Genomic DNA, 23,528 nt, shown 5'->3' with positions numbered 1-23,528 from the left:
TGCATCCCGTCGGGACAAGAGTGACAAGCCGGCCCGCCGCGGGACGCCGCAAGTTAGCTTATGTCAATCTTATTGTAGAAGTTACCCTTAAGGAGCCCTTAATGGGCGCGTTCGCGCGAGCACTATTTCTCGTGGGCGAAAAGCTGGGGCGTCAGCTCTCTGTCGCCGTATCGGACGGCTCGACCGGACGATGAGCGCGCTCGGAAGGGTCGCGGCCGATTTCCGCCCGCAGCGTCGAGAGATCGATGAAATGATCGGCCTGGCGGCGCAGGTCGTCGGCGATCATCGGCGGCTGCGTCGCCATGGTGGAGACGACCGAAACCTTGCGTCCCTTGCGCTGTAGAGCCTCGACCAGGGTGGTGAAATCGCCGTCGCCGGAAAAGATCACCAGATGATCGACCGTCTCGGACTGTTCCATCGCGTCGATGGCCAGCTCGATGTCCATGTTGCCCTTGATCTTGCGGCGTCCCATGGAGTCGGTAAATTCCTTGGCCGGCTTGGTCACCACCTTGTAGCCGTTGTAATCCAGCCAGTCGATCAGCGGGCGGATGGAGGAATATTCCTGATCTTCGATCAGCGCCGTATAGTAATAGGCCCTGAGCAAATAGCCCCGTTTCTGGAAAGCCTTCAAGAGCTTGCGGTAGTCGATGTCGAAGCCGAGGCTCTTGGAAGCGGCGTAAAGGTTTGCGCCGTCGATGAAGAGAGCAATTTTCTCGCGAGGGTCAAACATCGCAATTCTTTTCCATGAAGAGAGCGTGAACGAAAGCGACTTCCGCAGAAGCCGCCGGGACATGATTTAGACGCACCGGCTTTGAGATCTCTACTTTATCAACAGGTCATATGTTCGTCATTTAGGGCAGGTGTGGAAACATTCCAAGCAACTGTGGATTGAATAAAAGCGAGGTCCGGAGGCGGCAAACGGCCCGCGACGCCGATTGCAATCGGCTCGCCGGCATGATTAACTTGAATTTCCGGCCTTTTGATTGTATCGGGCATCCCAAGCATAAAAACTCGACGATAAAGGACAGACCATGGCCCGCGTCACGGTAGAAGACTGCATTGATAAGGTGGACAATCGTTTCGAGCTGGTTCTGCTCGCGAGCCATCGCGCCCGCCAGATCTCGCAGGGCGCCTCCATCACCATCGACCGCGACAACGACAAGAACCCCGTCGTCGCGCTTCGCGAAATCGCCGACGAGACGCTGTCGCCCGACGATCTGAAGGAAGACCTGATCCATTCGCTGCAGAAGCATGTCGAGGTCGACGAGCCCGAACACGATCTGGCCTCGGCCATCGGCGTTTCCGGCGCGGCCGCGTCCGAAGCCGGCGAGGAGGAAGAGGATCTGCCCGAGACCATCACCTTCGACCAGATGTCTGAAGAAGAACTGCTGGCCGGCATCGAAGGCCTGGTGCCGCCGGAAAAGAGCGACGATTATTGATCGCCGGCCTCTGGACGAACCGTCCTTCCGCATTGCAATATCGCGCGCCGATCTTTTATGATCGGCGCGTTTTCTGATTGTGGAGTAGCCTTGGATGATGCGGCAATACGAGCTCGTCGAGCGGGTTCAAAAATACAAGCCGGATGCCAATGAAGCGCTGCTCAACAAGGCCTATGTCTATGCCATGCAGAAGCATGGCCAGCAGAAGCGGGCAAGCGGCGATCCTTATATCTCGCATCCGCTCGAAGTCGCCGCCATCCTCACCGAGTTGCATCTCGACGAATCCACTATCGCGGTGGCGCTGCTGCACGACACGATCGAGGACACGACGGCGACCCGCGCCGAGATCGACGAACTGTTCGGCGAGGATATCGGCGCCCTCGTCGAGGGCCTGACCAAGATCAAGAAGCTCGACCTCGTCACCAAGAAGGCCAAGCAGGCGGAAAATCTGCGCAAGCTGCTGCTGGCGATTTCCGACGACGTGCGCGTGCTGCTGGTCAAGCTTGCCGACCGCCTGCACAACATGCGCACGCTGGAGCACATGAACCCGGAAAAGCGCGCCCGCATTTCCGAGGAGACCATGGATATCTATGCGCCGCTCGCCGGCCGCATGGGTATGCAGGACATGCGCGAGGAGCTGGAGCAGCTTTCCTTCCAGTATATCAACCCGGAAGCCTTCGACACGATCACCAAGCGGCTACAAGAACTGTCGGACCGCAACGAGGGCCTGATCAAGAAGATCGAGGACGAGTTGCGCGACCTGCTGATCGCCAACGGCCTCACCAATGCCTTCGTCAAAGGCCGGCAGAAGAAGGCCTATTCGGTCTTCCGCAAGATGCAGTCGAAATCGCTTTCCTTCGAGCAGCTTTCGGATGTCTACGGTTTCCGCATCATCGTCGACGATATCCCCGCCTGTTACCGGGCGCTCGGTATCGTCCACACCCGCTGGCGCGTGGTGCCGGGTCGTTTCAAGGATTATATCTCGACGCCGAAGCAGAACGACTACCGCTCGATCCACACCACCATCGTCGGCCCGTCGAGCCAGCGCATCGAGCTGCAGATCCGCACAAGGCGCATGCATGAGATCGCCGAATTCGGCATCGCCGCCCACACGCTCTACAAGGACGGGGCGACGGGAGGCGACGCGGAACTGCTGTCGCGCGAATCCAACGCCTATTCCTGGCTGCGCCACACCATCGAATCGCTGGCCGAGGGCGACAGCCCGGAAGAGTTCCTCGAACACACCAAGCTGGAGCTGTTCCAGGACCAGGTCTTCTGTTTCACGCCCAAGGGAAAGCTGATCGCCTTGCCGCGCGGGGCGACGCCGATCGATTTCGCCTATGCGGTCCATACCAATATCGGCGACACCACGGTCGGCGCCAAGATCAACGGCCGCATCATGCCGCTGGTCACCCGCCTCAACAATGGCGACGAGGTCGAGATCATCCGCTCCGGCGTGCAGGTGCCGCCGGCCGCCTGGGAAGAGATCGTCGTCACCGGCAAGGCGCGCGCCGCCATCCGCCGCGCCACCCGCATGGCGATCCGCAAGCAATATGCCGGCCTCGGCCAGCGCATCCTGGAGCGCACCTTCGAGCGCGCCGGCAAGATCTTCACCAAGGATGTGATGCGGCCGGCGCTGCACCGCCTCGGCCGCAAGGAGGTCGAGGACGCCATCGCCTCGGTCGGCCGTGGCGAGATGTCGTCGCTCGACGTGCTGCGCGCCGTCTATCCCGACCATCCCGATGAGCGCGCCACCGTCAAGCCGAGCAATGGCGAGGGCTGGTTCAACGTGCGCAGCGCGTCCGGCATGATCTTCCGTATTCCCGGCGCGTCCAAGACCGATGCAGGGCGGCTGGCGGGGGAGGATGCCGACGACGTGCTGCCGATCCGCGGCCTTGCCGGTAATGCCGAGGTGCATTTCGCCCGGGCCGGCGCCGTGCCCGGCGATCGCATCGTTGGCATCGTCGAGGAAGGCAAGGGCATCACCATCTATCCAATCCAGTCGCCGGCGCTGCAACGCTTCGACGACACGCCGGAAAGCTGGATCGACGTGCGTTGGGATCTGGACGAGGCCAACAAGTCGCGCTTCATGGCCCGGCTGCTGATCAATGCGCTCAACGAGCCCGGCACGCTGGCCAAGGTCGCCCAGACGGTCGCAGATCTCGACATCAACATCCGCACGCTCAGCATGATCGGCATCGCCACCGATTTCTCGGAAATGGCCCTCGATGTCGAGGTCTGGGATCTGCGCCAGCTCAACAAGCTGCTCTCCAGCCTCAAGGAACTGGATTGCATCGCCACCGTTCGCCGCGTCTTCGATTGAGATCAGAAGCAATGGATGCGCCCTTATAGGCGCATCTGCCGGCATCATGAGCAAAGCATGGCTAAAATGCAGGCAAGTTGTGGCAAGCAATGCGCACAGTGCATAACTGATTGTGCGATGCAACATTGGTAAAACGACGCATTCCAGCCTATCTTTGTCTCATCGAAACGAAGAAAGAAGTGAGGCAGCCATGTTCGGTTCCCTGAAGAAAATCGCTCGCAGTCTTCGCGTTCCCTCGGTTGAAGAGCGCGAAATGCACTATTTGAACGGTTCCCACGATCGCATCGACCTGGAATACCGCCAGCGTCAGGTAGATCGCGGCCTGTTCCGCACCAACTACTGATTTGACCGGCCGGCGCCTTGCGCCGGTTGCATGACAGGCCGGCAATGCGCCGGCCTTGCCACGCCGGCAGGCGAGCATTAAATCTGGCACGATGTTGTTTCGTCGCCGAAAGCCCGCGCGCTGGCATGAAAGAATGCGGGAGTTCCTCTGGCCCCGCAAAGGCCTGCTGCGGCCGCTTCGCTATTATCGCCTGCGCATTCTGAGACTGGGCGCAACGCCCCATTCCATCGCCATCGGTTTTGCTTCCGGCATTGCCATGGCCTGGACGCCGTTTCTCGGCCTTCATCTCGGCTTGGCGCTCGTCCTTTCCTATTTTCTCTCCGGCAATCTCGTCGCCGCAGCCCTTGGCACGACGCTCAGCAATCCCGCCACCTTCCCGGTGATCTGTGCCGTGACGTGGGAAACCGGCCGCTGGCTGATTGGCGGCGAGGCGCCCACCGGCGCCGGCACCGATCTCGTCGACCTCCTGGAGAAGATGCAGTTTCGGGAATTGTGGGGTCCGGTGCTGAAGCCGATGCTGGTCGGCGCTTTGCCTTTGTCGCTTGGCAGCGCGGTCATTCTGTATACCGTCACCTTTTTCGCCGTCCGCGGCTTTCAGCGCCGTCGTCGCCTGCAACAGACACGCCGGCAGCAGGCGGCGCTGGCCGGCGCGCTCGGCGGCGATTTTCCAAGCGTCTGAGGAGAAGTCCATGATCATCGGCATCGGCAGCGACCTGGTGGATATCCGCCGCATCGCCAAATCGCTGGAACGCTTCGGCGAGCGCTTCACCGCGCGCTGTTTCACCGACATCGAGCAGCGCAAGTCGGACGGGCGCAAGAACCGCGCCGATTCCTACGCCAAGCGATTCGCCGCCAAGGAGGCCTGTTCCAAGGCGCTCGGCACCGGCATTTCCGAAAGCGTGTTCTGGCGCGACATGGGCGTCGTCAACCTGCCCTCCGGCAAACCGACCATGAAGTTGACCAGGGGAGCGGCCGAACGTCTTGCCTCGATGCTGCCGCCCGATCACGAGGCGGTCATCCACCTGTCGATCACCGATGAATATCCGCTTGCGCAAGCTTTCGTGATCATCGAGGCTCGCCCCCGTTCTGCCGCAAGCATGGCGTAGCGACGCTATTTCGCAGACCTTGGCATTGCCGCCGGGGCGCGAAGCCGTTAGAGAAGGCCAAAAGCGGTGATGAAGAAAGAAGCGTTCGTGTCCGAGAAAGTCGAGAAAAAGCAAAACGCCTTGTGGGAAAACATCAAGGTGATCGTGCAGGCGCTGGTGCTGGCCATGATCATCCGCACGGTGCTGTTCCAGCCGTTCACCATCCCGTCCGGCTCGATGATGCCGACGCTGCTGGTCGGCGACTATATCTTCGTCAACAAATTTGCTTACGGCTATTCGAAATATTCGCTGCCGTTCTCGCCGGACCTGTTCTCCGGCCGCATCTTCGGCAGCGAGCCGAAGCGCGGCGACGTCGTCGTCTTCCGTTTCCCGCCGAACCCGGAAGTGGACTACATCAAGCGCGTCGTCGGCCTGCCGGGCGACCGCATCCAGATGATCGACGGCGTGCTCAACATCAACGGCCAGCCGGTGCCGAAGCAGCCCGACGGCAGCTTCAATTCCGACTATCGCCTCGATCCCGGCCAGGACGTGCCGGTCTTCCGCGAAACGCTCGACACTGGCATCACCTACGACACGCTCGACCAGTCGCCGAATTCGCGCGGCGACAACACCCGCGAATTCACCGTGCCCGCCGGCCATTATTTCATGATGGGCGACAACCGCGACAATTCCGCCGACAGCCGTTTCGATGTCGGTTTCGTGCCAGCCGAAAACCTCGTCGGACGCGCCAGCGTCATCTTCTTCTCGCTCGGCAACGACACCACCTTCCGCGAAATCTGGCGCTGGCCGGCCAATATGCGCTGGGATCGGCTGTTCAAGGTCGTCGAATGACGCGCGGGCAGCTTCTGTCGTCGGAGCAGCGAGGCCAGATCGAAGCGGTTATCGGCCATGCTTTCGCGAGCAAGGAGCGGCTTGACCGGGCGCTTACCCATGCCAGCGCCCGCGGCGGCACGGACGCCAATTACGAACGGCTGGAATTCTTGGGCGACCGGGTGCTTGGTCTCTGCGTCGCCGAACTCCTGTTCAACACCTTCGGCAAGGCCGGCGAGGGCGAGTTGTCGGTGCGGCTTAACCAGTTGGTCAGCGCCGAGACCTGCGCCGAGGTCGCCGACGAGATGGAACTGCACCGCTTCATCCGCACCGGCTCCGACGTCAAGAAACTGACCGGCAAGCGCATGATGAACGTGCGCGCCGACGTGGTCGAAAGCCTGATCGCCGCGCTTTATCTCGACGGCGGCCTTGAGGTCGCCCGGGCTTTCGTGCTCAAATACTGGGAAAAGCGCGCGGCCGATGCCCGCAGCGGCCGCCGCGACGCCAAGACCGAATTGCAGGAGTGGGCCCATGCCAAATTCGGCGTGACCCCGCAATACCGCATCGAGGAACGCACCGGGCCGGATCACGATCCGCGCTTCACCGTGCGGGTGGATATTCCCGGCGTCGCGCCGGAAACGGGCAGCGAGCGCTCCAAGCGAGCGGCGGAACAGGTGGCCGCCGCGCGGCTTCTGGAACGCGAAGGCGTATGGCAGGCCGGTACGGCTGGAAATTGACGGACGAATTGACAAACAAGATGAGCGAAGAACACGAAAACCAGGCCGGTGAACACGAACAGGCGGCGGAGGGGGCGGCGACCCGTTCCGGCTTCGTGGCCTTGATCGGCCCGACCAATGCCGGCAAGTCGACGCTGCTCAACCGTCTCGTCGGCGCCAAGGTCTCGATCGTCAGCCACAAGGTGCAGACGACGCGCGCCATCGTGCGCGGCATCGCCATTCACGATCGCACCCAGATCGTGTTCATGGACACGCCCGGCATCTTCAAGCCGCGCCGGCGGCTGGATCGCGCCATGGTCACCTCCGCCTGGGGCGGGGCAAAGGATGCCGATTTCATCATGCTGCTGATCGACAGCGAGCGCGGCCTGCGCGGCGATATCGAACAGATCCTCGAAGGGCTGAAGGACGTGCGCCAGCCCAAGCTGCTGGTGCTTAACAAGATCGATCAGGTTCGCCCCGAGGAGCTTTTGAAGCTTGCCGCCGCCGCCAACGAGAAGATCGCCTTCGAGCGTACCTTCATGGTCTCGGCAACGACCGGCTCGGGCTGCGACGACCTGATGGACTACGTGGCCAACGCCCTGCCGGAAGGCCCCTGGTATTATCCGGAAGACCAGATTTCCGACCTGCCGATGCGCCAGCTCGCCGCCGAAATCACCCGCGAAAAGCTGTTCCTGCGCCTGCATCAGGAATTGCCCTATTCCTCGCATGTCGAGACCGAGAAATGGGAAGAGCGCAAGGACGGTTCGGTGCGCATCGAGCAGGTCATCTATGTCGAGCGCGACAGCCAGAAGAAGATTGCGCTCGGCAAGGACGGCGAGGCGATCAAGGCGATCTCGATGGCCTCGCGAAAGGAGCTGTCGGAAATCCTCGAACAGCCGGTGCATCTCTTCCTGTTCGTCAAGGTGCGCGAGAACTGGGGCGACGACCCCGCGCGCTTCCGCGAGATGGGTCTCGACTTCCCGCATTGAGACAGGGCTTGGTCTTCCGGTGATTTGACCGGTGGCCAAATCAGTGGTCTTGTGCGCCATCGTCAGTTCCAGCCGATACGATTGCGATGCCGCCAAAATCCACCAATTCGCAAAAGACGCCTTGCCAGCAATGCCCCTTGCGCGGGCTTGCACATTTCCGCGAGTTCACACCGGACGAGCTGGATTTCGTGTCGCGTTTCAAGACCGGGGAGCTTTCGGTCGATGCCGGGGCGACCATTCTCGTCGAAGGTTCGCACAGCGCGCATCTTTATACCGTTCTGTCCGGCTGGGCCTTCCGCTACAAGCTGCTTTCGGATGGCCGCCGCCAGATCCTCAATTATGCGGTGCCCGGCGACCTCGTCGGCCTGCAGGGCTCGATCCAGGGCGAGATGCAGCATTCGATCGAAGCGCTGTCGCCGGTGACGCTCTGTGTCTTCGAGCGCGACAAGCTCGACCAGCTTTTTACCCGCTATCCGAGCCTCGCCTACGACCTCACCTGGATCGCGGCGCAGGAGGAGCGCATCCTCGACGAGCATCTGCTGAGCATCGGCCGGCGCACGGCAATCGAGCGCGCCGCTTACCTGCTGGCCTTCATGTTCGAACGCGGCCGCGCGAGCGGCCTGGTCAGCAACCGCGCGGTGTTGCCGATCACCCAGCAACATGTGGCCGATACGCTTGGCCTGTCGATCGTCCATACCAACAAGACGTTGCGCAAGCTGGCCGACCGCAGGTTGATCCGCTGGCAGGACCGCGGCTGTCTGGTGCTGGACGACGAAGGGCTGGCGACTGTTGCCGGCTGGGAGGGCCTGCCGGAAACGCGGCGCCCCTTCATCTGAAGGCGGGCAAAGGTCGTAAGTCTTTGTCAAGCATGTCTTTCTTTAATGCGGGGCACTGCCTTGCCCTGTAGTCTGCACAGGTCGCACCATTTCGCCATGATTGTCTGGCATGACCTCGAGGTGAGAATTGAGACCGAAGCGGTATGTCGTTTGTGAGGCCAGGTCCGAACCGGCTTTCCGACCATCTTGGAAAGATCCTGGCTTCCTGCAATCCAGAATTGCCGAAGTTTACGTTAATATCAATCTATACTTGTGTTTCCGTCTTGGGGACTGTTACACCCATCACCGTCAGCGGCTGTCATACGCTTTACCGCAGACGTTTTGTTCCCTGACGAGGATCGTGCCGTGAAGATACCCCGGGAAATTCTGGTTCTGGAAGACAGTCTCATTATCGCGATGGAGGCCGAGGATATCTTTCGTTCCTTGGGAGCCGACCTCGTCCACATCGCCAGCAATCTCGACCAGGCACGCAATGCAGTCGACGCCCATTCGATCGATTTCGCGCTGCTCGACGTCAATCTCGGGCCGATGATGAGCTTCGATTTCGCCCGCGACCTGCGCGCGCGGGGTATTCCCTTCGGCTTTTCCAGCGGTTATCCCGACAATGAGGATTTTCCCGAGGATCTGCGCCAGATCGCCCTGCTGCGAAAGCCTTTTGGCGACGAGATGATCCGTGATCACTTGAAGCAGGTGTTCGACGGCGTTACACCGTGATCCCGTCCGGGCGTGCTGCCCGGGCCGCGTGTAAGCAAAGCTAGCCTCCGATGCAATGGCAGGACCAGGCCATCCTTCTCGGCGTCAAGCGCCTTGGCGAAAGCAGTGTCGTCGCCGAGATGATGACGCTTGCCCATGGCCGCCATCTCGGCGTCGTCCGCTCCGGCCGCTCGCGCGCCATGCAGCCGGTGCTGCAGCCCGGCAATTCGGTGGAGGTCACCTGGCGAGCGCGGCTGGACGAGCATCTCGGCGAGTTCCGCGTCGAGCCTCTGCAATTGCGCGCCGCCCAACTGATGGAAACGGCGACCGCGCTGCATGGCATCCAGGCCATGGCGGCGCTGCTGCGACTATTGCCGGAGCGCGATCCGCATCCGCATCTGTTCGAGGCGCTGGAGGTTATCCTCGGCCATCTGCACGAACCATCGGAGGCGGGCGAACTGTTCGTGCGCTTCGAACTGGCGCTGCTCAACGATCTCGGCTTCGGGCTCGATCTCGGCGAATGCGCCGCCACCGGCACACGCGACGATCTGGTCTATGTCTCGCCGAAGACAGGCCGCGCCGTCTGTCGCGCCGCCGGGGCGCCTTATGCCGGAAGATTGCTGGCGCTGCCGGATTTTCTGACGCCGGAGCACCGGCGCGCCGCGGATGGGCAGGGGCTGGCAGATGCCTTCCGCCTGACCGCCTATTTCCTGCACCGCCACGTCTACGAGCCGCGCGGCGTCCAGCCCAACATTGCCCGTGATGGTTTCGTTCAGGCGGTGATGAAGGCGATGACGGCGCCGCCGCCCGTCGGAGTTTAGAGCGTTTCGCTTCTCTTCGAGTCGTGAGAACGCTCTAACTCTTTATTTTGTCGCATTTCCGGACGGAAAGCCGTTTCACACGTTTCCTGGAAATGCTCTAGCCGCGCCGCTTCAGCGCCCAGCCTTCCGGCCGCCCATCGAGAACGCGCACCGCATCGCCGACCGCGATGCGGCCGTTGCCGCGTGGCACGGCGTTCCAGCCGAACAGCGGCCCCGGCACGCGCCGGTCCCCCGACATGCGCAGCCGTCCCATGGCCGGCATCGGATTGGCCCCCTCGCGCGAGCCGGTGCGCTGGTCCTGCGTGGTCATGATGCAGCGCGAGCAGGGCTTGACCAGATCGAAGCGGATGCCGCCGATCTCGATCGCCGCCCAGCGATCCTCGCCCCACGCCTCCGCGCCGTCGATGACGATGTTCGGGCGAAAGCGGTCCATGCCGACCGGCGCCTCGTCATTCGCCGCCATGTTCTCATTGAGCGCTGCTAGCGATGCCGTGGTGGTGACGAGGATCTGGTAGCCGTCGGCGAAGCGGACCGGCGTCTCGGAGGCGGCCCAGTCCTCGCTGGCGGTGCGGTGCGACGCTCCGTCGAAAACCGCCAGTTGCACCGGCTGGCCCAGCCAGTCGGAAAGCGCCGCATTGACCGCATCGTCGCAGATCGCGGCATCGACCGGTGTCTTCCACACCTCGACCGTCTGCCGCCGGCCGTTCTCGGGTCTGACGGCATGCACGCTGCCGTCACGGCCGTCATAGCTGAGCACGAGCCCGTCGCCTTCGGGATGCACGTTCAATCGCGCCAACGCCGGCATCTCGCGCTGGGTGATGAACATGCCGTCCGGCTTGACCAGCATCGCCACCCGGTCGCCGGTCAGGCCGAAGGCATCGACGGCGGAGGCGGAAAGCGGAATGCCGCGCGCGCTCTTGACGGGGTAGATGTTCAGTTCGCTGACGCGCATCGCGGTTCCTTCAGGATTTCTCAGGGAAAAGCGGGAAGCGATTTCCCCGAAAAGACAAACAAAAACAAGAGATGACCGGACTCTATCGGATTCAACATCAGCCCGATAGCCCCTGGATTTCGTCAAGAAAGAGATCAAGAAAGGTTTCGAGCCGCCGGTGCCGGTCGGCGGCCAGCGCCTGGCCGGTCGCCGTCTGGAAACCGTCGGCCAGCTTGAACAGTTTTGCCGCGAAATGGTCTATGGCGAAGCGTCGGTCGTCCAGCGCCCGCGCTTCGGCGCGCGGGTCGAAGGGGTCGTAGAGCGCCGAGCGCATCCGCCCCGCGACATAGAAGCAGCGCGCCGCCCCCACCATGCCGATCGCATCCAGCCGGTCGGCATCCTGCAGGATTTTCGCCTCAAGTGAGACCGGCGGCAGGCCGGCGGAAAAGCTGTGGGTCTCGATGGCATGGGCGACCGCCTCGATCTCTGCCGCCATCCAGCCGAGGTCGGCCAGAATGCCGCGCGCCTTGTCCGCCGCCAGTTTCGAGGCCTGCGCCCGCAGCGGCGAATCCTTCTCCACCGCCACGCAATCATGCAGCAGCACAGCGGCGGCCAGCAGCCGCCCGTCGCCACCCTCGGCGGCATGGATGCGCATGGCGTTGCGGAAGACGCGCAGGATATGGGCGATGTCGTGAGAGCCGTCGTCGTTCTCGGTGGCGTGACCGATCAGCGTCGACGCCAGCGTTTCGAAGGGCGCGAACGCCGTGACGATGTCCTCGGGCGGCATGGGGTCTCCGCAAGCATGGTGTTGGAAAACCTGCTTACCCGCCACGACGCTCCGGCGCAATCGCGCGGCCGCGATTGCCGAGAATACGCTGGTAGAACAGGCCGATGCCGATCAGCACGATGCCGAGCCCGATGAAGGACAACGCCCGCAGAACGCCCTCCAGATTGGCCATGTCGACCAGGAATACCTTCAGCACCGCGATCATCACCAGCGCCGCCGAGGCAAGCCGCAGGCTTTTCGCATCGAAGCGTGAGCCGAGCCCGAGAAGGCCGATGCCGATCAGCAGCCATACGACGGAATAGGTATAGGTCTCGCTTTCCAAAAACCCCTTCCAGTCGGCGATATTGGAACCCTGCCAGTAACGCCGCACGCCGAGCGTTGCCCAAACGAAGCCGAGCACGGCGGCGCTGATGGCGGCGAGAACGACATAGCCGCGCGGCCGGCGATTGCGGGCATAGGCCGCCAGCCCGCCATAGGCGATGCCGGGCAGCAGATAGCCAAGCAGCAGCAGGTTGAAGAACGGCCAGCGGCCGGTATCCTCGCCGGTGAGATAGGGGTTCAGCACGATCAGATGCGTGGTCAGCACCGAGACCATCGAGAGCGCGCCGACGATCATCGAGCCGTAGCGGAAAACGGGGCTCGGGCTGCGGAAATCCAGCGACATCAGGACGATCGCCATGCCGATGGTCAGCAGCGTATAGATCGACTGCTCGCCAAGCGTCGGCGTGTCCGAGGCCAGCCGTCCGCCATGCATGGCGTGACGCAACAGGATGGCGACAGTCAGGAACACCATCAGGCTGGCAAGCGCCTGCATCAGGTTGCGGAGGCGAAGGTCCGGCCAGTGGCGCAGGTGATAGGCGGAAAGCGCCGCCAGCAGCGCCGGCAGGCCGTAACCGATGGCAAGCGCATTGAACACCGGGGTGGTGCCGAGGTTTTCAGGCCCGACGATGGTCGGATCGACGGCGATGCGCGCCAGCACGATGAAGCAGGCGACAGCCATCATCCAGGGTAGCGCCGGCCATATCCGCCAGCGGCCGGCAAGCACGAAGGCATAACCGGCGATGGCGACGCCGACGATGGTATAGATTCCGTTGGTCAATGCCTGGAGCGCCAGCAGCAACGCGAAGAAGCCGCCGCCGACCAGCCAGTGCATCGCGCCGCCTCGGGCGTCGGCCCGGCGGCTTTGCAGCTCGGCAATGGCGAGCAGGGCGGCGGCGATCGCCAGTCCATAAAGTCCATGCGGCAGATCTCGATAAAGATTGCCGAAATTGACGAGGCTGATGGCCCCGTTGGCGACCGGCACGATGGCCATCAGCGCTGCCCAGAGCGTCGCCATCTGCGGCTGCGCCGCTCCATGCCGCAGAAGGAAGGCAAGGCCGAGCAGTACGAAGGCGAGGCCGAGCCCGAGGCTGACTGCCACTTCTGTGGCGTAGGACAGGGGAACGCCGGATGTCGCGCCAGGCAAGTCTATCACCAAGGGAACGAGCCCGGAGAGCGCCAGCGCCGCCACGCCACAGATAGAACCCGTTGCCGCCAGCAGCGCCGCCCATTGCGCATTCAGGCGCGAAGCACCCCAAGCGGCGAGCGTGACGATCAGCACCGCGAAGCAGAGGGCCGGATCGAACGTGGCCGCCGCCGGCATCGCCGCCAGCGCCAGGGCGGGAAGCAGCACGGCGAAGGCGCCCGAGATCGTCAGGCCGAGCGGCGGGTGCGTCAGCAGGCTTTCCCATGCGCCGCGCGAACGCGGCGCAGGCGCATCGGCATTGTCCGTCGGGGCGGGCGCAGGTTCCGGCCGGGCGAAATCCGCGTTGCCGGGCCACAGGAAGGTCAGGCCGGCGATCAGGCAGAGCAGCGAGAGCGTCAGCGGCACGGTATCGAGCATGCCGGCATTGACGATATAGGCGAGCGCCCACAGGCAGAGGCCGAGATTGCCGAGCGCCGGCACCAGCGTCCAGCGGCGCAGCCGCGCGGCCAGCGCCGTGGCGACCCAGGAGAAGGTGAGGAAGGAAAACAGCGCCCAGATGCTCGGCGCGGTCGAGGCGATCAGCGCTGGCGTCAGCATCGAGCCGAGCAGGCCGAGGCCAGCCAGCGCCTGCCCATGCAGCAGCGACAGCGCAAGCGTGACCAGCCCCACCACCGCCAGCAGCGTGAAGGCCGTCGCCGGGCCGAAAAAGCCGTAAAAGGCGTAGGCGACATAGACGGTGCCGAACAGCGTCACTGCACCCGCCGCCGTCAGCACACCGGGGATCAGCGCATTGGCAAAGGCGCGAGACTGTTGCGGCAGCGCCCGCCGTCGGACGATTTCTCCGGCTGCAAACAGCACGAGGCCGAAAAGGGCCGCCAGCGACAGCCGCACCGAGGCGCTGAGCAATCCGCTTTCGATGGAATATTTGGCAAGGAAAATGCCGCCCAACGCCAGCGCGATGCCGCCGACCCAGACCGCCCAGCGCGCACCGAGCCAGCTTTCCAGCGTATCGCCCGATGTTTCAGGTGCGGGCTCCGCTTCCGCAACCGGCTCTGCGGTTTCGCTGGCCGCGACCGAGACGGGGGCTTCGGCTTCGGCGACGGGCTCTTCCGCAACAATCTCGACCTCGGCGACGGCTGCCGCCGCCGGCATCGGCTGCGTGCCGGCAAGGGCGGCGCGCAATTCGGCGACCTGCGCTTCCAGCGCGGCAAAACGCCGGTCGTTGGCACGTTGGCGGGCGATGATGAACCAGAGGAGGATGACGGCGAGGATAAGCGTTTCGAGCATGATTCTGTCCGGTTGCGCGTCGTTACTCTATCCGCTTTTACGGTTGCGAAAAAAGGGCAGAGGGAACGGGTTCGCGCCTGACGGGTTCTTTCCTGATTGCAAGGAGCAACGGAAAGGACATCCCATGAAACGCATCCTGATGGCGGCCTTGTGCTTGCCAAGCCTTGCCTTGCCGGCTTTCGCCCAGCAGACGCAGACTGCGGTTGCCGATTTCATCGGTGCCGACGGCAAGGAAACCGGCCGTGCCGCCCTGACTCAGGGCAAGGACGGGGTTCTGATCGAAGTCGAGGTTTCCGGTCTGCCGCCCGGCACATGGGTCGGCTTTCATATTCATGAAAACGGTGTCTGTGATGCCAAGAGCCATCATGAATCCGCCGGCGGACATTTCAATCCGGGCAAGAAGGAGCACGGTTTCCTTGCCGCCAACGGCCCCCATGCCGGCGACATGCCCAATCTCTATGTCGACAAGGACGGCACCGCCCGCGCCCATGTCTATAACGGCCATGTCACCCTCAACGACGACAACGCCATTCGAGGCAAGGCGTTGATGATCCATGCCCGCTCCGACGATTACCGCAGCCAGCCGGCCGGCGATGCCGGTGAAAGGCTTGCCTGCGCCGTGGTCAAGTAAGTTTGCCTCATATGAGAGGATGCCGCCATTCAGGCGGCATCCTTCCGGCTGAAGATATCGTTGCGCACAGCCTCGCGCATGCGGCTGGTCACCCGGTCCCAGTCGGCATTGCGCACCCAGTAGCGCAGCGTGACCGTGGCATTGGCGGCGGTGAGATCGGAAATGAAGGTTTCCGGGGGCGGGCTGTTTTCCGTCGTGCCTTGCGCCCTTGCAAGCGCCAGCAATTGCCGCTCCACACCCTTTACATCGTCACCGGCCGCCACCGGAACGCTGATCTCGTGACGACGCAACGCGCGGCGGGAATAGTTGGTCACCGGCGTGTTCCACAGCGTCGAGTTCGGCGCCAGCCGGTACAGTCCCTCGGGTGTGCGCAATTCGGTGGCGAACAGGCCGATTTCCTCCACCGTGCCGCTGACGCTGGAGGTCTCGATATATTCCCCGACCCTAAAGGGCCTTAGCACCAGCAGCATGATGCCGGCGGCGATGTTCTGCAGCGTGCCCTGCAGCGCCAACCCGACCGCCAGACCGGCGGCGCCGAGGGTAGCGATGATCGAGGCGGTCTGCACGCCGAACTGGCCGAGCACGGTGATGAAGACGAGGATCAGCACCACATAACGCAACAGGTTGGAAAAGAAGCGCGCCAGCGTCTCGTCAATGCCGTGGATGGCTTCCAGGCCGCGATAGGCCCAGCGTTGCAGCACGCCCGCGAACAGCCAGCCGATGACGAGAATGATGACGGCGCCGACGATCGAGAAGGAATAATGCACCGCGAGCGCGCTGGCCTGGGTCAGCGCCGCGCGCGTCGCCACGATGAAATCCGCTGCTTCCTGGTTCATGATCCGGCATGGGCTCCGTTGTTGAACGTTTCAACAAGATGGAGCGCAGGGGCGGCAGGTCAACCGCAGGCGATGTTTCCGGCCGGCGCCAGCGGCAGCACGAAAGGCATGTTGCCATCCGTATCGGCGCCGCGGCCGATGCCGGCGATGGCGGATTTCAGCCGGCCACCGCGCCCGAGAACGGAATCGCCGATCTCGATCAGCCGCGCATTCGGGGTTGCGTAGCGCGAGGCCTGGCGCAGGCGCGCGGCAAGCTCGGCATCGTCCTGGTCCGGCTCGATGGCGAGTGCTGCGATCACCGCCGCCGCCGGCGAGCGCGACACGCCCATCCAGCAATGGATCAGCAGCGGCGCGCTGCGGTCCCAGGCGCGCGCGAAATTCACGATCGCCTCGACATGCGCCTCCTGCGGCGCGACGAGGTCGGCCGTGCCGGCGAAGGTGATGTCGTTGAGGCCGAGAAGCAGGTGGCGCGTCGCGGAAATCACCGCCGGGCGATGGAAGTCCTGGCCCTTGGCCAGCAGGCTGATCATTTCGCGCGACCCATGGCGCACGGCCATTTCGGCGATGCGCGACAGCGGGGAAACGATGATGGCGGTCATGGCTTGGCTCCTGCGGCGGCGTGGCGGGCGGCCTCCAGTTCTTCGAAGCGGGTAAGGAAGCGGCGTTGCGCCTCCAGCGACGGCCAGGGCGACATCGGCAGCATGTCGCCGGTGATGCCGCGCGGCTCACCGAAGAATTTGCGGGCTTCCGTCGCCGAAAAGCCGGCCAGTTTTGTCGCCTCGAAATAGGCGGCGATGCGGTCGGCCTTCTTGATGCGGTCCTTCAATTCGCGCGAGGTATGCGGCGGCAGGCCGAAACGGCGATGCACGGCCTCCTCGAGGCGCAATTCCACGCTTTTGTAATCGCCTCCGACAACGGATTTGAACGGCGAGATCATGTCGCCGATGACATATTCCGGCGCGTCATGCAGCAGCGCCACCAGCAGGTGCTCGGGCGTTTCGCCATGGCAGCGGCGGAAAATTTCCTCGACCACGAGGCAATGCTGGGCGACGGAAAAAGCATGGTCGCCGGCCGTCTGGCCGTTCCAGCGCGCGACGCGCGCCAGCCCATGGGCGATGTCGGTGATTTCGACGTCGAGCGGGGAGGGATCGAGCAGGTCGAGCCGCCGGCCCGAAAGCATTCTCTGCCAGGCGCGCGGCGGTTTCACCCGGCTCACGCCTGCGCCTCGTCGCCACCGGACGGGAAGGTGAGGCCGGTCCATCCGGCGAGCGTCAGGCGCACGGGCACGTCGCCGGCCAGGATCGGCAAGCCATTGGTCATGGCGTCGCCCGCGCGGTCGATGCGCACGATGGCGAGGCCGTGCGCATTGTCAACGGAGCCGAGCGTGCCGAGCGGCTTGCCGCCGGCGGTGAGGTCCGTGCCGGTGGCGGGCAGCGCGGTATCGGCCTCGACGAGCACGACGCGGCGGCGCGCCGTGCCGCGATGCTGCATGCGCGACACCACTTCCTGGCCGACATAGCAGCCCTTGCGGAAGGAGAGCCCCTGCGTCAGGTCGAGCAACACGTCATGGGGAAAGGCATCCTGCAGCGGGTAATCACGACCGGCCTCGACCAGACCGGCGCGGATGCGCAAGCCGTGATAGGCGGATGGATCGCCATCGCCATGCCGGCCGGCGCGGCGGGTGAGCGTGATGCCGGCCTTGGCGAATCGGGCGTCGGCGGCGCCTTCCGCCGGCGGAGCCCAGGAGACGGTGACGCCCTGGCCGGCCGGCGCCAGCGTGACGGCGGCGCGCAAGCGATAGAGCGTCAGGCGCTTGGTCAGCGCGTCCAGTTGCTCCGCATCGGTTTCGATGAGAAAGCCGTCGCCCTCGCGCCAGATCAGGAAGTCGAAGAGGATCTTGCCCTGCGGGGTGAGCAGCGCGCCGGGACGCGCTTCGCCGGCCGACAGGCCGGCCACATCCGTGGTGACGAGGTTGTGCAGGAAGCTTTCGGCGTCCGCCCCGGAAACTCGAAGAAGCGCGCGGTCGGGAAGAAAGGCGTCGGTCATCGCTCGGACTCGGATGGTGGATGCTGTCGTCCCGAGGTAATGCCTTCGCCGATCCGGCGCAAGGGCCGCCGGTCAATCGCCGGCGACGAAGAACTTCCAGTCGCCCTTCGGCGTGATGCCGACGCGATAGAAATTATAGCCGCCGAATTCCAGCATGTCGGAATAATCGCCGGCGGTGACGATGCGCAGCAGCTCCACCTTTTCCGGCGCCGTCAGGTTGGCGAGCGTCTTTTCGGTGAAATAGGGCCAGACATACATCTCATCCGGCGTGCCCTTGCCGACATGGGCAAAGCCGGTCTGCAGCACGTCGAGCAGGATGGCGAGAATCTCGATGCCGTCCGAATCGCCGGAAAGCTCCCTCAGGGAGCGCACCGGATCGTCAGTGGTCTCGCCGATGGTCACCTGGGTCGGCATGGCCCCGGTCAGCAGCGGGCGCAGGCGCTCGATATCGCCGGAGGCCGCCGCCTCGACGATCTTCTCGCGCATCTGGCGCACGGGCTCGGGCACCTTGCTGACGTCGTAGATGATTTCGACGGACTTGCCGTCATCGGTCTTGGCGGCGCCGCCGGCCGCGCCGGAATTGACCAGCGGATCGGGCTGCGGCAGTTCCGCCGGCGCGCCCTGTGCGGCCGGGGCGGGCGCAGTGGGCGGCGTGGTCGCCTGCGAGGTCTGGGTCTGCGCCTGCTGCTGTTGTCCCGGAACCTGCTTGAGTTCGGAGAGCGCCAGCGCCGGAGCGGCCTGCGCCAGAAGAAGGGTGCCGAGCGCCCCCGCCAACAATCCCGTCCAGGGGGTCATTTCGGTATTCCGTCTTGCCGTCATAATGATTCGGGCTGCCTCCGGCCTGATTACTGTACCGTCCGTTTGGGCGAGAATTCGCCCGCGAGGATACGCTCCCGCAGAGATTCGAGCAGGGCTTCCGCCTTGTCCTCGCCATGGATGCGCACGGTTTCGCGCATGGCCAGCACGATCGCCGCGTCCGCGATGATCTCCGGCTCGATGCCGTCGGCCATGCCGTCCGCCCAGGCTTCGTGCTGATACTCCATCGCCGCCTGCATCTTTTCATGGACGATCATGTCGTCGATTTCGTTGAGGCTTGCTTGCATCACTCTTCCTCGGAACGTTCAGATCTTACCGCTACGTTAACACCTTTAGCAGTCTTCTCTCAATTCGGCACTGCCTGCCACGCAAAGAGGTAAATAAAATGCTAATTACCGAAACGGGCGGTAATTTCCCCGGCCAGTGTTGCACCTTCGTTACGGTAACGTTCCTCAGCCGTCACGGCGGCCGGGGTGCATTGGGTATAGACCGAAGCGAAGGCGCGGTAGCCGCGGTTGAAGGCGGCGGTCAGGCGTTCGCGCCGCGCCGGTTCGTCGGCGGTTTCCACGTCGAGCAGCGTCTGCATGCCGCTGCGCCATTCCTCCGCCTTGCCGGGGTCGCACAGGCTGCGCAGGTAATGCACCGAGCCGAGGATCTCGGCGAAGCGCGACAGCCGATCGTCATAAGGCGTAGGTTTTGCCGGCGGCGGGGGAGCGGCCTCCGCCACGGGCGCCTTTGCTTTCGCCGATGCGCCAAGCACGCTGAACGGCGTCAGGACGATCAGGGTAAGGGCGGCCAGCGACCGGCCGATTCGGCGTGAAGGGCAGGTCATGCGGCGGCGCGCTCCAGCCGGTCGATGCAGTCGAGTACGCTGTCGGGCACATTCATCCCGCGGATTTCGGCAAGGCTGTACCAGCCGAGCTCGGCGGCATCGTCGGCGGCGACGGCTTCCGCCGCGTCGCAGGCCTCCACCTGGAAGACGGACAGAAAATAATGGCTCTGCAGCGCCCCGTCCGGACCGCGCGTCTCCAGATCGTAGGTGGCGAACAGGCGGGGCCGGGCGACGTCCAGCCCGGTCTCCTCGCGAAACTCGCGAATCGCCGTCTCCTCGGGCGTCTCGCCCGGCTCGGCGCGCCCGCCCGGAAAGGCGAACATGTCCGCCGCCGGCGGGTTGGCCCGGCGCACCAGCAGGTAACGGCCGTCGCGTTCGAGAATGGCGGAGGAGGCAGGTTTGGCAGTCGCTGTCATGGACGTTCCGGAGCCGGTCAGGTAAATAATGCCTCGACAGGCTACAGGATCGCCGCGCAAATCGGAATCGTTTTTCGCCCGGATAAGACGAAAGCATGCTCCGGCTTTGTGGGTGAAGATGCGTGCGCGGGGTCTACAGGATATAGGGGGACGATGGCGTCGGTTGCGATTTACGGGCTTGCGGCGCTGGCGGAAATCGGCGGCTGCTTTGCCTTCTGGGCATGGCTGCGCATGGGTCGCTCCGTCTGGCTGCTGGCACCGGGCATGGTGTCGCTGGCGTTGTTCGCCTGGCTGCTGACGCTGATACCGAGCGAGGCGGCGGGCCGCGCCTACGCGGCCTATGGCGGGGTTTACATCCTCTCCTCGATCCTGTGGCTGTGGATCGTCGAGAGCCGGGTGCCGGACCGCTGGGATGTCTCGGGCGCCGCCATATGCCTGGCCGGGGCGGCGATCATCCTGTTCGGTCCGCGCGGCTGATGGAAATCGGGAGGTGACGACATGTGCGGACGATTCGCGCTGACCGCCGAAAAGCGGGTGATGGCAGAATTCCTGGCGCTGCTTCTCGAGGAGAACGCGCCAGCGCGCTACAACATCGCCCCGACCCAGCCGATCCTCGTGGTGATCGCGGGGGAAAGCCGGGAGCCGGGCAGCAACATGCCGCAGCGCCGGGCGCTTTTAGCCCGCTGGGGCTTCATTCCGGGCTGGGTGAAGGATCCGCGCGATTTTCCGCTGCTGATCAATGCCCGTGCCGAAACGGCGGCGGAAAAGGCTTCCTTCCGCGCCGCCATGCGCCATCGCCGCATCCTCGTTCCCGCCTCCGGCTTCTATGAATGGCATCGCCCCTCGAAGGAGAGTGGCGAGAAGGCGCAGGCCTACTGGATCCGCCCGCGCAACCAGGAAGTCGTCGCCTTCGCCGGGCTGATGGAAACCTGGTCGTCCGCCGACGGCTCCGAGGTCGATACCGCGGCGATCCTCACCACCTCCGCCAATGCGGTGATGGCGCCGATCCATGAGCGAATGCCGGTGGTCATCCGCCAGGAGGATTTTTCCCGCTGGCTGGACTGCAAGACGCAGGAGCCTCGCGACGTCGCCGATTTGCTGCGCCCCGTGGAAGACGATTTCTTCGAGGCGATACCGGTGTCCGATCTGGTCAACAAGGTCGCCAATATGGGACCGGACGTCCAGGCGCCCACCGGGCCGCCGATGTCGAAGCCCGCCGCGCCGAAACGCAAGCCCCCGTCGGACGATGCGCAGTTGACCCTGTTCTAAGGCAGGCAACCGCCCAAACAAAAACGCCGTGCGGTTGCAACGGCGTTAGAAGGCATTCGATTTTTTCGTTCTAAGGAGCGCGGCGAGGCCGCTGGAAATCAGGCGTGCTTCTTGACGAGCGGAGCCTTTTTCTTCTGCATCATGGAGGCGGCCAGAACAGCCTTCAGGCCCAGCGGGCGGTACAGGGCGGTAAGGTCGGTCTTGGGCGCCTTGGCGGGCTGAGCCTTGGCCGGGGCGTCGTTCTGCGCAGTCATTTCAATCTCCTTGCGTGTTTCCACCGGTTTGTTTTGTTCTGGTTGTAAAGTTGATCACGGATTCGTGACGAAAGCGAGGCCGAGACGATCAACTTTAGACAAAAGGAACCATATTTCGCGAGGAGAGGCTGTAACGATGGTGACAGTTAAGCTTTCGTGAATTCCGCAGCTTTTATCCGGAGATTTCGAACCGAAAACGGTGGCCGTGGCCGGCAGGCAACTGCCACCGGCAAGGCTTCAAAGGCCGCGGTCGAAATCGTCCTCGCGCGGCTGTTCGCCATGGAGATCGGCAGGCACGCTCTCGACGGTCAGTGTGCCGTATTTCTTTTTCCAGCTATGGGCGCCGAAGGGCAGGGTGCAGAGATAGGCGACGACGGTCAGCGCCAGCACTTCCCAGGTAAAGCTCATCAGCAGAGCGACATAGAGCACCACTGCCAGCATCAGCGGCAGGACCAGATCGCGTCGCACCCGGCTGCCGCCGGATTTGCCGGACCAGACCGGCAGGCGGCTGACCAGCAACAGGCCGATGACGACGGTATAGGCGGCTGCCGCATAAGCGAAGCCCTTGGTCGGAGCCATTCCCAGAAAGCCGAGATAGACCGGCAGCAGCACCACCAGTGCCCCGGCCGGCGCCGGCACGCCGACGAAATACTCCGATTGCCAGCTCGCTTTCTGCTGTCGCTCGTCCATGACGTTGAAGCGCGCGAGGCGCAGGCCGGCGGCGATGGCATAGATCAACGCCGCGATCCAGCCGATCGAGCGGGCTTGATCGAGCAGGAAGACATAGAGGACGAGGGCGGGCGCGACGCCGAAATTGACGATATCGGCCAGCGAATCCATCTGCGCCCCGAATTTCGAGGTCGCCTTCATCAGCCGCGCGATGCGCCCGTCGATGCCGTCGAGGAATGCGGCGACCAGCACCATGCCGACCGCCAGCTCGTAACGGTTCTCGAAGGCGAGGCGCACGCCGGTCAACCCGGCGCAGATCGCCAGGATCGTGATGATGTTGGGGATCATCAGCCGTAGCGGAATTTCGCGCAGGCGAGGCCCGCGGGCATCCTCTTCCTTCTCATGGCCATGCGGGTCGAAGGGCGGAAACGGTGTCTCCATCGGCTGGCTCCTTTGCGGCCTCAGCCCCGGCGGCTGATGACCGGCCCCTTGGTGGAGCCGAATTCGGCAAGCACCGTCTCGCCGGCAATCGCCGTCTGGCCCACCGCGACGCGCGGCGCCGCCGAGATTGGCAGGAAGACATCGAGTCGCGAGCCGAAGCGGATGAGGCCGAAACGCTCGCCGGCGGCCAGCGGTTCGTTCTTTGCCGACCAGCAGACGATGCGTCGCGCGACGAGCCCGGCGATCTGCACCACGCCGATTTCGCCGTGCGCGGTCTCGATCACCAGCCCGTTACGCTCGTTGTCATGGCTCGCCTTGTCCAGCTCGGCATTGAGGAAGCTGCCCTCGCGATAGGCGATGTTGACGATGCGGCCGCGCATCGGCGAGCGGTTCACATGGCAGTTGAAGACGTTCATGAACACCGAGATGCGCAGCATCGGCTCGTTGCCGAGATCGAGTTCCGCTGGCGGCGTCATCATCTGGATGGCCGAAACGCGCCCGTCGGCCGGGCTGATGACCAGGTCGTCGTCCTGTGGCGTCACGCGTTCAGGATCGCGAAAGAAATAGGCGCACCACAGTGTCAGCACGAAGCCGATCCAGAACAAAGGTTCCCAGAGCCAGCCTAGGATCAGCGAGACGACGAAGAAACCGGCGACGAAGATATATCCTTCCTTGTGAACAGGAACGATCGTATTGCGCACGGTGTCGATGAGGCTCATTCAGATAGTCTCCGCAAGTTTCTGTCTGCTGGTTACAGGCAAATGCCGGCCGG

The 23,528-nt window shown here is 63.8% G+C and carries 29 protein-coding genes; 14 read left to right on the top strand and 15 right to left on the bottom strand.

The features are described from left to right. Positions 1-151 precede the first annotated feature (151 nt). A complete protein-coding gene (locus P7F60_RS13090) occupies positions 152-730 on the bottom strand; it encodes an NYN domain-containing protein (protein WP_277918161.1) in 579 nt (192 codons plus the stop codon). Positions 731-1,031: 301 nt separating this feature from the next. On the opposite strand from P7F60_RS13090, the gene rpoZ reads away from it, so the two are divergent. The 11 genes from rpoZ to recO all read left to right on the top strand — a co-directional run bounded on the left by rpoZ (position 1,032) and on the right by recO (position 10,076). Further along, entirely contained in the window at positions 1,032-1,439 is a 408-nt protein-coding gene (rpoZ, locus tag P7F60_RS13085) for a DNA-directed RNA polymerase subunit omega (RefSeq protein ID WP_277918160.1), read from the top strand. Positions 1,440-1,533: 94 nt separating this feature from the next. After that, a complete protein-coding gene (locus tag P7F60_RS13080) occupies positions 1,534-3,762 on the top strand; it encodes a bifunctional (p)ppGpp synthetase/guanosine-3',5'-bis(diphosphate) 3'-pyrophosphohydrolase (protein ID WP_277918159.1) in 2,229 nt (742 codons plus the stop codon). A gap of 190 nt (positions 3,763-3,952) precedes the next feature. Continuing rightward, positions 3,953-4,105, top strand: coding sequence for a DUF3563 domain-containing protein (locus tag P7F60_RS13075; RefSeq protein WP_277918158.1), 153 nt, complete (start codon positions 3,953-3,955; stop codon positions 4,103-4,105). Positions 4,106-4,196: 91 nt separating this feature from the next. Beyond that, on the top strand, positions 4,197-4,784 hold the full coding sequence (locus P7F60_RS13070; RefSeq protein WP_347276869.1) for a DUF2062 domain-containing protein: 588 nt from the start codon (positions 4,197-4,199) through the stop codon (positions 4,782-4,784). 10 nt (positions 4,785-4,794) lie between these two features. Beyond that, a complete protein-coding gene (gene acpS / locus P7F60_RS13065; RefSeq protein ID WP_277918156.1) occupies positions 4,795-5,211 on the top strand; it encodes a holo-ACP synthase in 417 nt (138 codons plus the stop codon). Between the two features lie 87 nt (positions 5,212-5,298). Beyond that, a complete protein-coding gene (gene lepB, locus P7F60_RS13060; protein WP_277918155.1) occupies positions 5,299-6,042 on the top strand; it encodes a signal peptidase I in 744 nt (247 codons plus the stop codon). Next, complete coding sequence (gene rnc / locus P7F60_RS13055; RefSeq protein WP_277918154.1) at positions 6,039-6,758, top strand: ribonuclease III; 720 nt, start codon at positions 6,039-6,041, stop codon at positions 6,756-6,758. Before lepB ends, rnc begins: the two co-directional genes overlap by 4 nt. A 20-nt stretch (positions 6,759-6,778) precedes the next feature. Then, on the top strand, positions 6,779-7,726 hold the full coding sequence (era, locus tag P7F60_RS13050; RefSeq protein WP_277918153.1) for a GTPase Era: 948 nt from the start codon (positions 6,779-6,781) through the stop codon (positions 7,724-7,726). Positions 7,727-7,812: 86 nt separating this feature from the next. Continuing rightward, positions 7,813-8,562 carry a Crp/Fnr family transcriptional regulator gene (locus P7F60_RS13045; RefSeq protein WP_277918152.1) on the top strand — a complete coding sequence of 250 codons (750 nt, stop codon included), beginning with the start codon at positions 7,813-7,815 and terminating at the stop codon, positions 8,560-8,562. Between the two features lie 345 nt (positions 8,563-8,907). After that, positions 8,908-9,276, top strand: coding sequence for a response regulator (locus P7F60_RS13040; RefSeq protein WP_277918151.1), 369 nt, complete (start codon positions 8,908-8,910; stop codon positions 9,274-9,276). Between the two features lie 50 nt (positions 9,277-9,326). Further along, complete coding sequence (recO, locus tag P7F60_RS13035; RefSeq protein WP_277918150.1) at positions 9,327-10,076, top strand: DNA repair protein RecO; 750 nt, start codon at positions 9,327-9,329, stop codon at positions 10,074-10,076. A gap of 97 nt (positions 10,077-10,173) precedes the next feature. Here recO and P7F60_RS13030 read toward each other — a convergent pair whose 3' ends face one another. The 3 genes from P7F60_RS13030 to P7F60_RS13020 form a co-directional block, all read right to left on the bottom strand. Beyond that, on the bottom strand, positions 10,174-11,028 hold the full coding sequence (locus P7F60_RS13030) for an MOSC domain-containing protein (protein WP_277918149.1): 855 nt from the start codon (positions 11,026-11,028) through the stop codon (positions 10,174-10,176). Between the two features lie 97 nt (positions 11,029-11,125). Continuing rightward, entirely contained in the window at positions 11,126-11,794 is a 669-nt protein-coding gene (locus P7F60_RS13025) for an HD domain-containing protein (protein ID WP_277918148.1), read from the bottom strand. Positions 11,795-11,828: 34 nt separating this feature from the next. Beyond that, a complete protein-coding gene (locus tag P7F60_RS13020) occupies positions 11,829-14,546 on the bottom strand; it encodes a DUF2339 domain-containing protein (protein ID WP_277918147.1) in 2,718 nt (905 codons plus the stop codon). A 124-nt stretch (positions 14,547-14,670) separates the two neighbouring features. On the opposite strand from P7F60_RS13020, the gene P7F60_RS13015 reads away from it, so the two are divergent. Further along, positions 14,671-15,177 carry a superoxide dismutase family protein gene (locus tag P7F60_RS13015; protein WP_277918146.1) on the top strand — a complete coding sequence of 169 codons (507 nt, stop codon included), beginning with the start codon at positions 14,671-14,673 and terminating at the stop codon, positions 15,175-15,177. A 29-nt stretch (positions 15,178-15,206) separates the two neighbouring features. Here P7F60_RS13015 and P7F60_RS13010 read toward each other — a convergent pair whose 3' ends face one another. The 8 genes from P7F60_RS13010 to P7F60_RS12975 form a co-directional block, all read right to left on the bottom strand. Then, positions 15,207-16,013 carry a mechanosensitive ion channel family protein gene (locus P7F60_RS13010; protein ID WP_277918145.1) on the bottom strand — a complete coding sequence of 269 codons (807 nt, stop codon included), beginning with the start codon at positions 16,011-16,013 and terminating at the stop codon, positions 15,207-15,209. Positions 16,014-16,072: 59 nt separating this feature from the next. Further along, positions 16,073-16,612 carry a tyrosine phosphatase family protein gene (locus tag P7F60_RS13005; protein ID WP_277918144.1) on the bottom strand — a complete coding sequence of 180 codons (540 nt, stop codon included), beginning with the start codon at positions 16,610-16,612 and terminating at the stop codon, positions 16,073-16,075. After that, positions 16,609-17,229 (bottom strand): HD family hydrolase, encoded by a 621-nt coding sequence (locus tag P7F60_RS13000; RefSeq protein ID WP_277918143.1) that lies wholly within the window; start codon positions 17,227-17,229, stop codon positions 16,609-16,611. Before P7F60_RS13000 ends, P7F60_RS13005 begins: the two co-directional genes overlap by 4 nt. After that, entirely contained in the window at positions 17,226-18,059 is an 834-nt protein-coding gene (locus tag P7F60_RS12995) for a folate-binding protein YgfZ (RefSeq protein WP_277918142.1), read from the bottom strand. The genes P7F60_RS13000 and P7F60_RS12995 overlap by 4 nt, the downstream gene beginning before the upstream one ends. 72 nt (positions 18,060-18,131) lie before the next feature. Continuing rightward, the gene (locus P7F60_RS12990; protein WP_277918141.1) at positions 18,132-18,854 is read right to left on the bottom strand and encodes a hypothetical protein; all 723 of its coding nucleotides are present in this window, start codon (positions 18,852-18,854) and stop codon (positions 18,132-18,134) included. Positions 18,855-18,904: 50 nt separating this feature from the next. Next, a complete protein-coding gene (locus P7F60_RS12985) occupies positions 18,905-19,162 on the bottom strand; it encodes a hypothetical protein (protein WP_277918140.1) in 258 nt (85 codons plus the stop codon). A gap of 101 nt (positions 19,163-19,263) precedes the next feature. After that, positions 19,264-19,707 (bottom strand): TIGR02301 family protein, encoded by a 444-nt coding sequence (locus P7F60_RS12980; protein ID WP_277918139.1) that lies wholly within the window; start codon positions 19,705-19,707, stop codon positions 19,264-19,266. Beyond that, positions 19,704-20,123, bottom strand: coding sequence for an NUDIX domain-containing protein (locus P7F60_RS12975; RefSeq protein ID WP_277918138.1), 420 nt, complete (start codon positions 20,121-20,123; stop codon positions 19,704-19,706). Before P7F60_RS12975 ends, P7F60_RS12980 begins: the two co-directional genes overlap by 4 nt. Before the next feature lie 153 nt (positions 20,124-20,276). Between P7F60_RS12975 and P7F60_RS12970 the strand changes: the two genes are divergently transcribed. Further along, a complete protein-coding gene (locus P7F60_RS12970; protein WP_277918137.1) occupies positions 20,277-20,600 on the top strand; it encodes a YnfA family protein in 324 nt (107 codons plus the stop codon). Positions 20,601-20,621: 21 nt separating this feature from the next. After that, positions 20,622-21,392: an SOS response-associated peptidase gene (locus P7F60_RS12965; RefSeq protein WP_277918136.1), complete on the top strand. Its 771-nt coding sequence runs from the start codon at positions 20,622-20,624 to the stop codon at positions 21,390-21,392. A gap of 98 nt (positions 21,393-21,490) precedes the next feature. Here the strand turns inward: P7F60_RS12965 and P7F60_RS12960 are convergent, their stop codons facing one another. The 3 genes from P7F60_RS12960 to P7F60_RS12950 all read right to left on the bottom strand — a co-directional run bounded on the left by P7F60_RS12960 (position 21,491) and on the right by P7F60_RS12950 (position 23,475). Further along, positions 21,491-21,646 carry a hypothetical protein gene (locus tag P7F60_RS12960; protein WP_277918135.1) on the bottom strand — a complete coding sequence of 52 codons (156 nt, stop codon included), beginning with the start codon at positions 21,644-21,646 and terminating at the stop codon, positions 21,491-21,493. A gap of 237 nt (positions 21,647-21,883) precedes the next feature. Further along, positions 21,884-22,756 carry a CDP-diacylglycerol--serine O-phosphatidyltransferase gene (gene pssA / locus P7F60_RS12955; protein ID WP_277918134.1) on the bottom strand — a complete coding sequence of 291 codons (873 nt, stop codon included), beginning with the start codon at positions 22,754-22,756 and terminating at the stop codon, positions 21,884-21,886. Between the two features lie 20 nt (positions 22,757-22,776). Beyond that, complete coding sequence (locus tag P7F60_RS12950) at positions 22,777-23,475, bottom strand: phosphatidylserine decarboxylase (RefSeq protein ID WP_277918133.1); 699 nt, start codon at positions 23,473-23,475, stop codon at positions 22,777-22,779. Between the last annotated feature and the right edge of the window lie 53 nt (positions 23,476-23,528).

Source organism: Rhizobium sp. YJ-22 (assembly GCF_029601685.1).
In the GTDB taxonomy this organism is placed as follows: domain Bacteria; phylum Pseudomonadota; class Alphaproteobacteria; order Rhizobiales; family Rhizobiaceae; genus Metarhizobium.
The sequence above is the reverse complement of the archived record's forward strand: the minus strand, read 5'-3'. Positions and strand labels throughout refer to the sequence as shown.

Excerpts from the sequence above, each read along its gene's own strand:
- P7F60_RS13090 (WP_277918161.1), bottom strand. The coding sequence starts at position 730 with ATGTTTGACCCTCGCGAGAAAATTGCTCTCTTCATCGACGGCGCAAAC.
- rpoZ (WP_277918160.1), top strand. The coding sequence starts at position 1,032 with ATGGCCCGCGTCACGGTAGAAGACTGCATTGATAAGGTGGACAATCGT.
- P7F60_RS13080 (WP_277918159.1), top strand. The coding sequence starts at position 1,534 with ATGATGCGGCAATACGAGCTCGTCGAGCGGGTTCAAAAATACAAGCCG.
- P7F60_RS13075 (WP_277918158.1), top strand. The coding sequence starts at position 3,953 with ATGTTCGGTTCCCTGAAGAAAATCGCTCGCAGTCTTCGCGTTCCCTCG.
- P7F60_RS13070 (WP_347276869.1), top strand. The coding sequence starts at position 4,197 with ATGTTGTTTCGTCGCCGAAAGCCCGCGCGCTGGCATGAAAGAATGCGG.
- acpS (WP_277918156.1), top strand. The coding sequence starts at position 4,795 with ATGATCATCGGCATCGGCAGCGACCTGGTGGATATCCGCCGCATCGCC.
- rnc (WP_277918154.1), top strand. The coding sequence starts at position 6,039 with ATGACGCGCGGGCAGCTTCTGTCGTCGGAGCAGCGAGGCCAGATCGAA.
- era (WP_277918153.1), top strand. The coding sequence starts at position 6,779 with ATGAGCGAAGAACACGAAAACCAGGCCGGTGAACACGAACAGGCGGCG.
- P7F60_RS13045 (WP_277918152.1), top strand. The coding sequence starts at position 7,813 with ATGCCGCCAAAATCCACCAATTCGCAAAAGACGCCTTGCCAGCAATGC.
- recO (WP_277918150.1), top strand. The coding sequence starts at position 9,327 with ATGCAATGGCAGGACCAGGCCATCCTTCTCGGCGTCAAGCGCCTTGGC.
- P7F60_RS13030 (WP_277918149.1), bottom strand. The coding sequence starts at position 11,028 with ATGCGCGTCAGCGAACTGAACATCTACCCCGTCAAGAGCGCGCGCGGC.
- P7F60_RS13025 (WP_277918148.1), bottom strand. The coding sequence starts at position 11,794 with ATGCCGCCCGAGGACATCGTCACGGCGTTCGCGCCCTTCGAAACGCTG.
- P7F60_RS13020 (WP_277918147.1), bottom strand. The coding sequence starts at position 14,546 with ATGCTCGAAACGCTTATCCTCGCCGTCATCCTCCTCTGGTTCATCATC.
- P7F60_RS13015 (WP_277918146.1), top strand. The coding sequence starts at position 14,671 with ATGAAACGCATCCTGATGGCGGCCTTGTGCTTGCCAAGCCTTGCCTTG.
- P7F60_RS13010 (WP_277918145.1), bottom strand. The coding sequence starts at position 16,013 with ATGAACCAGGAAGCAGCGGATTTCATCGTGGCGACGCGCGCGGCGCTG.
- P7F60_RS13005 (WP_277918144.1), bottom strand. The coding sequence starts at position 16,612 with ATGACCGCCATCATCGTTTCCCCGCTGTCGCGCATCGCCGAAATGGCC.
- P7F60_RS12995 (WP_277918142.1), bottom strand. The coding sequence starts at position 18,059 with ATGACCGACGCCTTTCTTCCCGACCGCGCGCTTCTTCGAGTTTCCGGG.
- P7F60_RS12990 (WP_277918141.1), bottom strand. The coding sequence starts at position 18,854 with ATGACCCCCTGGACGGGATTGTTGGCGGGGGCGCTCGGCACCCTTCTT.
- P7F60_RS12985 (WP_277918140.1), bottom strand. The coding sequence starts at position 19,162 with ATGCAAGCAAGCCTCAACGAAATCGACGACATGATCGTCCATGAAAAG.
- P7F60_RS12980 (WP_277918139.1), bottom strand. The coding sequence starts at position 19,707 with ATGACCTGCCCTTCACGCCGAATCGGCCGGTCGCTGGCCGCCCTTACC.
- P7F60_RS12975 (WP_277918138.1), bottom strand. The coding sequence starts at position 20,123 with ATGACAGCGACTGCCAAACCTGCCTCCTCCGCCATTCTCGAACGCGAC.
- P7F60_RS12970 (WP_277918137.1), top strand. The coding sequence starts at position 20,277 with ATGGCGTCGGTTGCGATTTACGGGCTTGCGGCGCTGGCGGAAATCGGC.
- P7F60_RS12965 (WP_277918136.1), top strand. The coding sequence starts at position 20,622 with ATGTGCGGACGATTCGCGCTGACCGCCGAAAAGCGGGTGATGGCAGAA.
- P7F60_RS12960 (WP_277918135.1), bottom strand. The coding sequence starts at position 21,646 with ATGACTGCGCAGAACGACGCCCCGGCCAAGGCTCAGCCCGCCAAGGCG.
- pssA (WP_277918134.1), bottom strand. The coding sequence starts at position 22,756 with ATGGAGACACCGTTTCCGCCCTTCGACCCGCATGGCCATGAGAAGGAA.
- P7F60_RS12950 (WP_277918133.1), bottom strand. The coding sequence starts at position 23,475 with ATGAGCCTCATCGACACCGTGCGCAATACGATCGTTCCTGTTCACAAG.